A 13,860-nucleotide genomic window follows, 5' to 3' on the forward strand; every position below is an offset into this window, starting at 1 on the left:
ATGGCTGACGTTCTGTTAAATATTAAAGGTGTTAGTCGTTCTTTTACCGCCGGAGAGCAGGAGCTGACGGTACTTAACAACATTAACCTGCAAATCTGTCGTGGTGAATTGATTGCCATTATCGGCGCGTCTGGTTCCGGTAAATCTACATTAATGAACATCCTTGGCTGTCTGGATAAACCCAATACAGGCAGTTATTTCATTAATGGTCAGGACACATCCAGTATGGATGACAATGAATTGGCCGCCCTGCGACGTGAATATTTTGGGTTTATCTTTCAGCGCTATCATCTTTTGGGAGATTTAACTGCGCTTGGTAATGTGGAAGTACCGGCATTGTATGCCAATGAGGGGCCGCAAACCCGACACGAAAAAGCTAAAAAATTACTGACTCGTCTGGGGTTGAGCGATCGTTTAGATCATAAACCAAGTCAGCTAAGTGGCGGCCAACAACAACGTGTCAGTGTGGCCAGAGCTTTAATCAATGGTGGCGATATTATTCTGGCCGATGAACCCACCGGTGCTTTAGATAGCAGTAGCGGCGAAGAAATGATGAAACTCATTCAAGAACTGCATCGCGACGGCCACACGATTATTTTGGTGACACACGACCCACATATTGCCGAATTTGCCGATCGCGTCATCGAGCTAAAAGACGGCGAAATCATTGCCGATACCCAAAAACGTATCCCAGCAAAAACGAGCTCGTTAATCGCAGACAGACAATCTTCCCAAGCAAGTATGAAGATAAACTGGTCGCGATACCTTGAAGCGTTAAAAATGGCGTTAATTGCCATGTCCAATCATCGTTTGCGTACGTTTCTGACGATGCTCGGCATTATTATTGGCATTGCTTCAGTGGTGTCCGTCGTTGCGTTAGGTGCCGGTTCGCAGCAATCTATTTTGGATAATATTGCTTCAATGGGCACCAATACCATTGAAATAAAACCAGGCACAGGGCGAGGCGATCGCCGCTCTGAACGGGTTAAGTCGCTCACGGCAGACGATGCCAATGCGCTTAAAATATTGCCCTATGTGGACAGCGTTACCCCAACCGTTAGGACCAATGTTGCCATACGTTATGCAAGTGAAACCGTCACAGGCTCAGTTCAAGGCGTGGGTACAGAGTATTTTCGGGTGCGCGGTTATGCGTTGGCCAAAGGACAATATTTTGCCGATGACAGTATCGATGCGTTAGAACAGGTTGCCGTCATTGATGCCAATACTGAGCAAACGCTTTTTTCTGATGGCAGTGCATTAGGTAGCGTCATTTTTCTCGGCCGCCTTCCTGTTCGTGTTATTGGCGTAACAAAGCCAATTGAAAGTGTGTCCGACAACAGTGATGAACTGAATGTTTGGTTGCCGTATACCACGGTGTCAGGACGTATTCTTAGACAAAATTATGTTAACGATATTACCGTAAGGATAGATGCCAATGTATCAAGCGATGTGGCAGAGCAAGGCATTATTAGCTTATTGACTATGCGCCACGGCAAAGTTGATTTTTTCACTATTAATACAGATACGATACGTAAAAGCATTGAAAAAACATCTGAAACCATGACGTTACTGATATCAGCTATCGCGTTTATCTCTTTGTTAGTGGGCGGGATTGGGGTAATGAATATCATGCTGGTATCAGTAACAGAGCGAACGCGCGAAATAGGCATTCGTATGGCCGTTGGTGCCAGGCAAACCGATATTATGCGTCAGTTTTTGATTGAAGCTGTATTGGTATGTTTTTGTGGTGGCGCATTGGGGATTGGACTTGCTTATCTTATCGGCATGATATTTACCTACACAGGCAGCAGTTTTCAGATGATCTATTCGAGTACGTCAATAGTGGCAGCTTTTGCCTGCTCGACCTTAATCGGTATTGTGTTTGGTTATCTGCCCGCCCGGAATGCGGCTAAATTGAATCCGGTTGATGCACTTGCTAGAGACTAACCTCTGCCAAGTAAATATGGCCCCCTAAATTATCGGCTTTGATGAACAAGCGAAGTAATTGTACCGCGCACAGTTTGAAGCAGTATGGCAAATGTTAAGTTAATTTTGGAACACCCGAAAACACTTACAAAGTCAGCTTGGGTGCACGGCGGTTCTGCATACTTGGGGGCAAATTTTAACCTCACTATTCACTTACACTGCTTAATCCCAGAATGTAGTGAATGAGTAAAACTGGCCATCAGTTTGTAGGTAATGTAAATAAATTTGATGTGGCGACTGGGAGTTTCAAGAAGGAATAGCCGTTGATTTTCTCTTGGTCTGGTGTGGGCGAAGCGCCACGACATTAGTGGCCGAAGGCCATATCTTAAATACACTTTCGCCCATAAACGGGTGAGCAAACCTTCAGGAATTGATAATGTTTTATTGGGGGAAACTACAATATGATTATGCCGGTTTAAACTGGTTAGATGGAATGTCATCTGTGGTGATCAACCGTTATAGGGTGTGACGTTCCACTTTGTATCGAGAACAACAACCTTACCTAATAGTTGTTCAATGTACTCCGAAGTGTGGGCTATCTTCCGTAATTTTGGCAATACATTGTTTGCGTATATTTCATGAGCTGCTGGTGATTCCCAATGCGTTACCACCAAGTAACAGTCATGGTGTTCAACATGGCGCCAAACGTGACCGCCTAGCAATCCAGGTTGCGTTGACAGTTGAGGGTTCCAGAGCAGCTGTTGATCTCGATTAAACCTATCAATGTCCAGTACTCTTGAGCAGTAAGCGATTCTTAATACTCCAGCACCTGAAAAATCAATCTCTGAGCCAGGTATAGTTGAAATCAGTTCGAAGTAATTCACTGAACAATGACGGTAAGTGGATTGTTGTTTATTATTTAAATAAATCTCATCGTGGGTTGTGCTCATGAATTCACTCACGTGAAACTGTGATTCCCAAAAACCTAAAATAATGGCTGTGCTTGACGATGCTTCCCATCCACCTGTTTGCCCTACAAAACCGTTACACGTCGACAGTTGACTCCAGGCACTCTGACTTTGTGAAAAAGCCTCCTGTTTACCGTCATCAACCTCGCACATAATCAATTTTGCTATCGTCAAAATGGCTCCTAATATTGATGGTTCATGAGTCAACATGGTCTTTCAAAGCTGAATCTATCAGGGAACAATATCTTTGTGGTGTTGGAGTCACCATGCCCAGTGCTAGCAGCAAAGTTTAACTGTTCAATGCTTCTTTTTAACGGAACAAAATCATAGCAATTAACGCCTTTGATTCCGTTTTCCTTGGATAAGTTATTTCTGCTCTAGTTTGTAACTAATCTTATTGATGTACCAGGTTTTATCGCCTTGAGGTGTGCTCACTACCGCTTCATCGTCGACTTGTTTTTTGAGTAACGCGCGGGCCATGGGCGAGTCGATGGAGATGTAGTCTTTACGTTCGTCGTAAATTTCTTCTGGGCCGACAATTTTAAAGGTTTTAATGTCGCCGGCTTCGTTTTCAATTTCAACCGTGGCGCCAAAAAACACTTTGCCTTCTTGCTCTGGTGCGTAATAGACAATTTTGAGTTCGGGCAGCAGCTTGCGTAAATAGCGTACTCGGCGGTCAATTTGCCTTAATAAACGTTTATTAAAAGTGTAATCAGCATTCTCGGAGCGATCACCTAAACCTGCCGCCCAAGTGACAATCTTAGTGACTTCAGGACGTTGTTCTTTCCACAGATAGTCGTGCTCAATTCTGAGCTTATTGTAGCCTTCTAAAGTGATTAACTTAGTTTTCACGCGGTTTACTCTTAATGTGGTCGAAGAACGGTGAGGTTTTATATAAGCCGTAATATTATCATCTGTGTTTTAGCACTTCATGCCCGATGATGCATTCTTTTTATCGATTATCTATAAAGACATCATAAAGCCTTTCGTACTAGCAGCGAACTGGTGGTCTTTATGGTATCTTTGGCATAATTTTATTTTAAACCATGTCGAATTCGATTGATTATGCATAATATTGCCCAGATTATCGCTCAAGAACTTAATGTCCGTGAACAACAGGTCACAGCGACCATTGCGCTATTAGATGATGGCGCCACCGTGCCGTTTATTGCGCGCTATCGTAAAGAAGCTACCGGTGGTTTAGATGACACTCAGTTGCGTAACTTGTTTTCTCGTTTAGGTTATTTACGTGAGTTACACGACCGCCGCCAAGTGGTGTTGTCGAGCATTGATGCGCAAGGCAAGTTAACCCCAGCGTTAACTCAAGCGATTAATGACGCCGACAGTAAAACCCGTCTTGAAGATTTATATCTGCCATTCAAACCAAAGCGTCGTACCAAGGGCCAAATAGCCATCGAAGCGGGTATTGAGCCGCTTGTAGATGCAGTATTAGCCAATCGTCAATTAGATATAGAAAGCAAAGCAACAGAGTTTATTAATCCTGATGCAGGTTTTACCGACACTAAAGCAGTGCTTGATGGTGCGCGTTACATTTTAATGGAGCGCTTTGCTGAAGATGCAGAGTTACTGCGTAAAGTGCGCCAGCATTTATTACAGCAAGCTGTGCTTGAAAGCCGCATGGTAAAAGGCAAAGAGAAAGAAGGCGCTAAATTCCGCGACTATTTCGAGCATAATGAGCTGATGAGTAAAATCCCATCTCACCGTGCTTTAGCCATGTTGCGCGGCCGTAACGAAGGCATGTTAAGCCTGTCGATGAACGCCGATCCCGATACTCAAGCGACAGAAGGCAGTTATTGTGAAGTGATTATTAGCGATCACTTTAAGTTAGAACTGACTAACTCTAGCGTTGATGAATGGTTGAAAACGGTAGTGACCTCGACTTGGCGCATTAAAGTTGCTTTGCAAATGGAAACCGAGTTTATCGCTAAGATGCGTGAAAGCGCGGAAGAAGAAGCCATTAGAGTGTTTGCCCGTAACTTGGGCGATTTATTAATGGCGGCTCCTGCTGGTGCTAAAGCGACAATGGGACTCGATCCTGGTATCCGTACTGGCGTGAAAGTCGCGATTGTTGATAACACCGGTAAGCTGGTGGCCCACACCACTATTTTCCCGCATGCGCCACAAAACTTATGGGACAAATCGATTCGTACCCTAAGTAATTTAGTGACCATGCATAAAGTTGAAATTATTGCGATTGGTAACGGTACTGGCTCGCGTGAGACAGACAAGCTAACTGGCGAGTTAATCGCTGCCGTAAAAGAAACGCATCCGACGCTGACCAAAGTGATTGTGAGTGAAGCGGGCGCATCGGTATATTCGGCCTCTGAGTTTGCCGCTAATGAGTTTCCTAATCTTGATGTGTCAATTCGTGGCGCGGTATCAATTGCACGTCGCTTACAAGATCCGTTGGCAGAGCTAGTAAAAATTGAACCCAAAGCGATTGGCGTAGGACAGTATCAGCATGATGTAAGCCAGAGCCAGTTATCGCAGTCGCTCGATGCCGTCGTTGAAGACTGTGTTAATGCCGTAGGTGTTGACTTAAATATGGCATCGGCGCCGTTATTAGCTCAAGTTGCTGGTTTAACCAAAACCTTAGCTAAAAATGTGGTTGATTTTCGTGACGCGAATGGTCAATTTACCAATCGTAAGCAGCTATTGAGTGTGGCTCGTTTAGGGCCTAAAGCTTATGAGCAAGCTGCGGGGTTTTTACGCATCCGTAATGGTGATAATCCATTGGATTCGTCATCTGTTCACCCAGAAGCGTACAGTTTAGTTGAGTCGATTGCTGGTGCTAAGCAATTGCCATTAACTGAACTGATTGGTAATAGCGATTTGTTAAAACAGATTAATGCTGCCGATTTTGTTACCGACGCATTTGGCGTACCGACCATTAATGATATTTTAGCCGAACTAGACAAGCCAGGACGCGACCCTCGTGGTGAGTTTAAAACGGCTACGTTTAAAGACGGTATAGAAGAATTGAAGCATCTTAAAGTCGAAATGATTTTAGAAGGTGTGGTCACCAACGTGACTAACTTTGGTGCCTTTGTGGATGTGGGCGTGCATCAAGATGGTTTAGTGCATATTTCATCGTTAACCGACAAGTTTGTTAGTGACCCTCATACAGTGGTTAAAGCCGGTGATGTGGTTAAAGTGAAAGTGATGGAAGTGGATATTGAGCGTCGTCGTATTGCGTTAAGCATGCGTCTTGATGAAAAAATTGATACCGAAAAAGCAACCAGACAGTCGCAAGGTAAGCCACAAAATAGTTACCAGAAAAAGCCTGCTGCGGGTAAATCGTCAACCAATACCAAGAGTTCTGGTCATAATAAACCAGCCAGTAAACCGGTTAAGGCACCACAAAATGCGGCTATGGGTAATGCGTTTGCTGATGCCTTTGCCAAGATAAAAAAATAATCAATTATACGGTGTGGTAAAACACATTTAGCTAATATATTGATTATAAAGCCTTTGCACTTATGTGTAAGGGCTTTTTTTTAGCTCATTTTTATATTTTGAAACTGAATATAACCACACAGCAATAATTCAGTTTTTATTCAGTGGATCTTAAGTGTTTTAGTTGAATATCAGCGCCAGTCGAGTTTATTGCGAGTGGCAAAATTGAAATTACTAACGAAAACATTATCCAGTATCACCCCAAAGAGCATCAGTTACGAGGCGATGACCTGCATTATCGCTGTCTATTTTGGCTTGGTATTAAATTTTCCGATAATCCGTAAAATCTATCAGTTATCAGCAGATGGTCATGTGCTGTTTTCTTTGTCACCGGCATTGTTATTAAGCAGTTGTTTTATGCTTATTTTTAGCTTATTTGCTTTTAAATTTGTTTTTAAACCCGTGATGATTGTGTTGTTACTGACATCGTCAGCGGCCATGTATGCGATGTTGCAGTACAACGTGATGTTTGATTACGGCATGATTGAAAATATTTTTGAAACCAATTCTGGTGAAGCTTTTTCATATATAAGCTTACCTTCAATTAGCTATGTGATGGTGTTAGGGGTAATACCTTCTGTTTTGTTATACCGCACTAAATTATCGAGTGGTCCGTCACTGGCCAAAATAGTGCTTCGTCGCGCTGGCTTTACAATATTCAGCGTGGTGTTAGTCGGGTTGATGGTGCTGTTTTTTTACAAAGACTATGCGTCAGTGGGGCGCAATAATAATTATCTGAATAAGATGATTATTCCTGCACATATTTATAATACGGTTAAATACCTAAACAACCGTTACTTTACTGAAAAATTAACCTTTGACCCTATTGGTCAAGATGCACAGTTAATCCCTAGCACGAATGGCAAACCGACTCTTATGGTGCTTGTTGTCGGTGAAACTGCCCGTGCAGAAAATATGGCGTATAACGGTTATCAACGTAATACCAACCCGTACACAGAAAACCTTGACATGATTGCCTTACAAAATGTGTCATCGTGTGGCACGGCTACCGCGCATTCATTACCGTGTATGTTCTCAAACCTCACTCATGATAATTACAATCGTGAAGTTGCCGATGCTCGAAATGACGTACTTGATGTGATTAACGCCGCTGGTGTTAACGTGACATGGTTTGAAAACGATGGCGGCGATAAAGACGTAGGAGCCCGCATTAATAAGATTGATATTTCGCCGAGCGAGCCAAATCCATTATGTGATGGCTTAAGTTGTTATGACGAGATTTTAGTTGAAAAACTCAGCCAAAAATTACAACAAGACAGTGAAGCCAGTGCACTGTCGGGTAAAGGCTTAGATAACCAATTTATCGCTTTGCATACTATTGGCAGTCACGGACCAACATATTGGCAGCGTTACCCAGCCGATAAGGCGTTATTTACGCCAGCTTGTAGCCGCAGCGACATTGAAAACTGTAGCGACCAAGAGATTGTTAATGTTTACGACAATACTATTGCTTATACCGATTTTGTGTTGGCAGAAACGATTAATGTACTTAAGCAATATCAAGACAAATATAACGTCGCGCTGGTGTATTTATCTGACCATGGTGAATCATTGGGTGAAAGTGGAATGTATTTACACGGTACGCCTTACAGCATTGCGCCGAGCCAGCAAACTCATGTGCCTTGGTTTATGTGGTTACCACAAGACTACACACAAGCTAAAGACATTGACCGTGAATGTGTTGCCGAGCATGCATTAAGTGGTTCGTACTCACATGACAACTTGTTCCATACATTGTTAGGGCTTTACGGCGTCAGTAGCTCGGTACGTGATCCTAAGTTAGATATCACCACCGATTGTAAAATGAACTAGGGATATACTCATGACAATTTCAGTTTCATCGTCTACGTCTGATGATAATGTTACAAAGAGTGTGACAAAGAACGCGACAGCAAAGCAACCCAAAATTGTGGTGAAACGCCATGGCATTATGCGCTTGCTGTATACCTGTAAACATACCTTTAATGGTTTAAAGTGGATGTGCCGTAATGAAGCGGCATTTCAGCAAGAGTTAATGCTGTTTATTCCATTAACTGTATTTGCTTGTATGGCAAATATTAGTGCAGCGCAATCTGCCATGTTAGTGCTGGCGTTACTATTTGTATTGTTTGCTGAACTGGTTAACACTGCTGTAGAAGTGGTGGTTGACCGTATTGGCCTGGAGTTTAATGAGTTATCTGGGCTCGCCAAAGATATTGCTTCTGCATTTGTGTTTCTCAGTATGCTGATGGCAGCGATTGTTTGGTGGGTTGTTTTATGGGCATAATTGACTCGTAAACGGTTAATCTGCCCGCAACGTGTCGGCTGTTAACTTATCGCTATGGATAGCATAGAGATAAGTTTGCTCATGGTAGTTTGTTATCCCGAGTTTAGGTTACTTTTTTCCGTTTGGACTGCATCACTCGTAATATGGATATAGGCGCAATTATGATAAAGGACACTCAATGAAAGTGTTGTTAATTGAAGACTCTGAAGCGCTGCGTCGCGGCATTAGAGTTGGTTTGGATCATTTAGGTTATACCGTTGATGAAACCGGTGATGGTTCTGAGGGCTTAAGTATGGCGCTCACTAATTCTTATGATTTCATTATTTTGGATCTCATGCTGCCTAATGTAGATGGTCTGAGTTTACTTAAGAGTATTCGTAAATTAGGTAATCAATCTAAGGTCATTATTTTATCGGCTAAATCACAAGCTGAAGATCGTGTTACTGGCTTATTGGCGGGTGCCGATGATTATCTGTGTAAACCATTTTCGTTTGACGAATTACAAGCCCGACTCGTGACTCTTGGTCGCCGTGGTGAACTCAATCAACAAGTTAAAACTATTTGTATTGCTAATTTTGTTTTAGACACAAGTAATAAATCACTTCATGCAGATGGCCATTATATCGATCTGACTAAAAACGAATTCAAAATTGTTGAATATTTATTTAGTAACCCTAAGCAAGTACTTAATCCTGAACAAATCAGTGAAGCAGTCGTGGGTTCATTTAATCATTTATCAAAAAACACCATCGAGGCTCATTTATCGTCCGTGCGTAAAAAAGCTAAAGCCGTAGGGGTGACGCTACCGATAAAAAACAAACGTGGTTTTGGCTATTTTGTGGGTGAACATTAATGAGATCGTTAACCACCAATTTAGTCAATACCATGACCTATGTGGTATCAGCCATGTTGATTTTGGTGTTTTTGGCGATTGATATCAGTATCGATAATTGGGTCGATGTTGAGTTTGATAGCGCGTTAACAGACAAGTCTAACTACCTAAAGACCTTAGTTAAAGTGACTCCAGAAGGCACCGAGTTTGATTTTGCTGGCGAGTTTATGCCTGAATTTGGCATCTCGACTAAAGCAAGCTTTTTTCAATTGTGGCAAGGCTCAAGCGTGTTTGAACGTTCTGAGTCGTTGCGTAATTTCGAGGGTGTAGATTTACTTAAAAAAGACATTCCACTCAACAGTGCTTTTTTTGCCGATGTGGTGTTACCAGATGGTCGAGACGGCAGGGCGATGGTGTCGTATTTTGAGCCGCAAGTGCCTAAAACTAATCGGTCAATGATGGATACAGTCGAACCCATGTGGTTAACCATAGCCATTACCACTGAAGATTTGTCGCAAATTTTGGTGATCATCGACTCTAGTTTAGCCATTGGCTTACTACTGGTGATTGTGTTGATCCGTTGGGCCGTAGTGAAGGTTATTCATCGTGGTTTGACCCCGTTGAACGAATTAAACATGTCGCTAAAAAGCGTCGATGTCACTAAAAAATACATCCCACTGTCTAATGAGTCTGAACGTTATCTCGAAATTGAACCAATTCGTAATGAACTGAATAAATTTGTCAAAATTAGCCAACAATACTTACAAACAGAAAAGCGCATTACTGCCGATATCGCTCATGAACTGAAAACGCCAATCAGTGAGTTGATTAGTTTAAGTGAAATTTATATTCGTTATCCGGATGATCAGCGTATTGGCGTGAGCTATAAACAAGATGTACTCAGCATTAGTTTACGGATGAAAACCATAGTCAATAATTTACTACTATTGCAACAAGCCACATCTGAAAATATTAATCTACATCGCCAGCATATCAATATCAAAACCTTGATGGGCCAGGTTATTGATGAGTTGGCATTTAAGTACTCGACTATTCATTCTCGTTTGAATATTGAAAATAGTGATTTGGATCAAAACTGCCTTGTCGATGAGTTTTCTTTGCACCTTATCTTGACCAATTTATTTGATAATGCACTGTACTACAGTCCGCCAAAGTCATCGATTAAAATAAGGTTAGCTTCTGATAATAAAGGATTAAGTTTCAGTGTTGAAAATCAATTAGTGACCAGTATTAATGCGAATGATTTAGAGCGACTTACGCTACCGTTATTCCAGGCTGAACAATCGCGATCAAATAGCGAAAGGCATGGATTAGGATTGGCCATCGTTGAAAATATTGCCAAAGTGAATGGATTTAAGTTTAGTTTTGAATTGGTTTCGGAAGACAAAATTATGTTTACTGTGTTGATTCCGAGTGACCATGCGGCGATGGTGTAAGTCGATGCAAAAAACCTTTTTAAAAAACAGAATTTAACCGACTGTAAATAAGATGTTAATATATGTTATTACGCCCTGAACTTAATATCTTCGCTAAGGTCTTAGGCTCAGATGGTTTTTGTTACTGTGTCTTCTCGTAGCTCGTTTACAATGATGATATTGAAAATATAACAAAAAATCTTGTTTAAAATCGTTGAGTAAACAAGGTTTTCAGTAACACGATAAGCTTAAGTTGCCCTTAAGATACACATACTAGTCTATTACCCAGTAATTATGTTATTACATTTGGGGTAGCTTGTTGCGGACTTAATTGCATATGAAGCCTAAAAATAATAATAATTTTGGAGCAATAAATGGCTGTCAATTTCTTTGGTCTTGGTAGTAGTTCAAGTGAACTCGGTACACAAAAGACCTCGCATAATTTATTTCAAGCAATTGTTATATTTAGTGTTATCTCTCTGCTTATTATGAGTTTGAGCCGTATTGGCATGTCTTTATGGCAAGCTGAGCGAGTATCCGATGCCCAAGGTTGGGGCTACATTTTATTGCAAGGTTTACGGGTAGATTTTGCCTCTTTATGTTGGTTGTGGGGTATTGCAGCGCTCGGAACCGTAGTGTTTGCCGGTGAGCATTTAGTTGGCCGTGTTTGGCTGACGATATTACGCGTATGGCTCACACTAGGTTTATGGGTGGTGGTTTTTCTTGAGGCGTCATCGCCGTCATTTATTGCTGAATATGGTTTTAGACCTAACCGTTTATATGTTGAATATCTTGTTTATCCAAAAGAAGTGTTATCGATGTTATGGGCTGGGCGTAAAGGCGAGCTTATTTTATCGGCGCTAATCACCGTGGGTACCTTATGGGGTGGCTGGTGGTTAAGTGGCAAATTAACGCAATATGTTCGTTTTCCTAAATGGTATTGGCGTCCAGTGCTTGCCGTTATCGTCATTGCTATTACGGTGCTAGGTGCGCGTTCATCGTTGGGGCATCGACCACTTAATCCTTCATTAGTGGCATTTTCTGACGATCCTTTAGTTAATTCTTTGGTGTTGAATTCCTCTTTCTCATTAATCTTTGCGATTAAGCAAATGAGTAATGAAGAAGATGCATCGAAAGTGTATGGCAAGTTAGCGGACGCAAAAGTGATCGATATTGTGCGTCGTGAAAGCGGTCGGCCACTGAGTGCATTTACCTCATCAACCATACCGACGTTGTCATTTAATCAAGCCAGCTATACCGGTAAACCAAAGAACCTTGTGATCATTTTACAAGAAAGCTTAGGTGCGCGCTTTGTGGGGAGTTTAGGTGGTTTACCGTTAACGCCTAATATTGACGAACTCTCTAAACAAGGGTGGTTTTTTGAAAATTTATACGCAACTGGTACGCGTTCGGTAAGAGGTATTGAAGCGGTAACAACCGGTTTTACGCCAACGCCAGCACGCGCCGTGGTGAAACTAGGGAAGAGTCAAACAGGCTTTTTTACCATTGCTGATTTATTGAAGCAACATGGCTATACCACGCAGTTTATTTATGGTGGTGAAAGCCATTTTGATAATATGCGCAGCTTCTTTTTAGGCAATGGTTTTACCGATATAGTTGATCAAGGTGACTATAAAGACCCCGCGTTTGTAGCGTCTTGGGGGGTGTCTGATGAGGATTTATTGTTTAGAGCGGATGAAGAGTTTTCGCGGATGCACAAAGAGGGTAAGCCGTTCTTTAGTCTAGTGTTTAGCTCAAGTAATCATGATCCGTATGAGTTCCCAGATGACCGTATTGAGTTGTACGAACAGCCGCAATATACCATGCATAACGCGGTGAAATATGCCGATTATGCCGTGGGTGAGTTTTTCAAAAAAGCTAAAAAATCAGATTACTGGAAAGATACCTTATTCCTCGTTGTGGCCGATCATGACAGTCGAGTGGGTGGCGCAGCACTAATACCTGTGTCACGTTTTCGTATTCCTGGGCTTATATTAGGTGATGGGATTGATGCGAAGCGCGATCCACGTGTTGTTAGCCAAATTGATATGTCGCCGACGTTAATTTCGTTGCTGGGTATTTCGGATAGCTATCCAATGCTAGGCCGTGATTTAACCACAATGCCAGACTCTTGGCCGGGTCGAGCAATGATGCAATATGATAAAAACTTTGGTTTATTGGAGGGGAATAAAATGACTATTTTACAACCTGAATTACCACCGGAAAGTGTTACCTATAATTTTGTTACTGAAAAATTGACTCCGACCACATTGAATGAACCGCAAGCAGAAGCCGCGTTAGGTTGGGCATTGTGGGGGAGTTTAGCGTACAACAAAATGTTGTATCGTTCGGCTAATTCAGAGGTAAAACCGACACTGTCTGATATGGCTACCAAAGAAGTATCACGCTAATATTTGTAGTTGAGACTCATTATTTGGGGCGGATTGCTGTTGATAAAATTGACCAATCCGTTGACCGAATTGTTGGTAGGTCGCTTTGGATATGCCAGTGTCTAGCGCTTGGCGTTGACGGGGTTCTGGTGTTGTTTTAGCATTTGTCGATTGTGTTTTTAGTTGAATATCTTTACGTTGCAGCGCTGGGGTTTGGCTAGCCATGATTCTAATGACTTGAGGCCGAATGACTGGCGAGGCAATTGCTTTAGACTCTACCGCTTGTTGTGTGACACTTTGCTGTTGTCGTTTAGCTTGCTCTTGCTGCTGTTTTTTCTCCGCGACAATGTAAGGCGTAGCGCGTTCATTTTGTTGGTTTAATGACCGTTCAGCATGTTCTTTTGTCGGTTCTTGTGGCGGGATAATCGGCGGTTTTTGTTGATTGTCCACTCGTGCAAGATCCGTCGCAACATTCGAAGTTGCTAACGGTACTTGTGGATAATGAGTGGTAATTATCATGTTGACCTTGTCAATACGACGCCTT

10 protein-coding genes and 1 pseudogene are annotated in these 13,860 nt (G+C 42.2%); 8 read left to right on the forward strand and 3 right to left on the reverse strand.

Going from position 1 to position 13,860, the window contains the following annotated elements; genetic code table 11:
• Together CXF88_RS00585 and CXF88_RS21955 are read left to right on the forward strand one after the other, a co-directional pair.
• The gene (locus CXF88_RS00585; protein WP_101084863.1) at positions 1–1,947 is read left to right on the forward strand and encodes a MacB family efflux pump subunit; all 1,947 of its coding nucleotides are present in this window, start codon (positions 1–3) and stop codon (positions 1,945–1,947) included.
• Positions 1,948–1,996: 49 nt separating this feature from the next.
• Positions 1,997–2,157: pseudogene (locus CXF88_RS21955) on the forward strand (transposase); the annotation flags it as partial.
• Between the two features lie 278 nt (positions 2,158–2,435).
• Here CXF88_RS21955 and CXF88_RS00595 read toward each other — a convergent pair.
• Positions 2,436–3,068, reverse strand: coding sequence for a DUF4937 domain-containing protein (locus CXF88_RS00595; RefSeq protein WP_197708396.1), 633 nt, complete (start codon positions 3,066–3,068; stop codon positions 2,436–2,438).
• 192 nt (positions 3,069–3,260) lie between these two features.
• Complete coding sequence (greB, locus tag CXF88_RS00600) at positions 3,261–3,746, reverse strand: transcription elongation factor GreB (protein WP_206780908.1); 486 nt, start codon at positions 3,744–3,746, stop codon at positions 3,261–3,263.
• A 213-nt stretch (positions 3,747–3,959) separates the two neighbouring features.
• Between greB and CXF88_RS00605 the strand changes: the two genes are divergently transcribed.
• The 6 genes from CXF88_RS00605 (at position 3,960) to CXF88_RS00630 (ending at position 13,337) form a co-directional block, all read left to right on the forward strand.
• Positions 3,960–6,332, forward strand: coding sequence for a Tex family protein (locus tag CXF88_RS00605; protein WP_101084866.1), 2,373 nt, complete (start codon positions 3,960–3,962; stop codon positions 6,330–6,332).
• 204 nt (positions 6,333–6,536) lie between these two features.
• Positions 6,537–8,204 carry a phosphoethanolamine--lipid A transferase gene (locus CXF88_RS00610; protein ID WP_242445073.1) on the forward strand — a complete coding sequence of 556 codons (1,668 nt, stop codon included), beginning with the start codon at positions 6,537–6,539 and terminating at the stop codon, positions 8,202–8,204.
• A 10-nt stretch (positions 8,205–8,214) separates the two neighbouring features.
• Positions 8,215–8,658, forward strand: coding sequence for a diacylglycerol kinase (locus tag CXF88_RS00615; protein WP_242445074.1), 444 nt, complete (start codon positions 8,215–8,217; stop codon positions 8,656–8,658).
• Positions 8,659–8,836: 178 nt separating this feature from the next.
• Positions 8,837–9,511 carry a response regulator transcription factor gene (locus CXF88_RS00620; RefSeq protein ID WP_101084868.1) on the forward strand — a complete coding sequence of 225 codons (675 nt, stop codon included), beginning with the start codon at positions 8,837–8,839 and terminating at the stop codon, positions 9,509–9,511.
• Complete coding sequence (locus CXF88_RS00625) at positions 9,511–10,947, forward strand: HAMP domain-containing sensor histidine kinase (protein ID WP_101084869.1); 1,437 nt, start codon at positions 9,511–9,513, stop codon at positions 10,945–10,947. Before CXF88_RS00620 ends, CXF88_RS00625 begins: the two co-directional genes overlap by 1 nt.
• Before the next feature lie 353 nt (positions 10,948–11,300).
• Positions 11,301–13,337 (forward strand): LTA synthase family protein, encoded by a 2,037-nt coding sequence (locus CXF88_RS00630; RefSeq protein WP_101084870.1) that lies wholly within the window; start codon positions 11,301–11,303, stop codon positions 13,335–13,337.
• Here CXF88_RS00630 and CXF88_RS00635 read toward each other — a convergent pair.
• Positions 13,329–13,835: a hypothetical protein gene (locus CXF88_RS00635; RefSeq protein WP_101084871.1), complete on the reverse strand. Its 507-nt coding sequence runs from the start codon at positions 13,833–13,835 to the stop codon at positions 13,329–13,331. The genes CXF88_RS00630 and CXF88_RS00635 overlap by 9 nt on opposite strands.
• Positions 13,836–13,860 lie beyond the last annotated feature (25 nt).

The organism is Shewanella sp. ALD9, assembly GCF_002836315.1.
Taxonomy (GTDB): domain Bacteria; phylum Pseudomonadota; class Gammaproteobacteria; order Enterobacterales; family Shewanellaceae; genus Shewanella.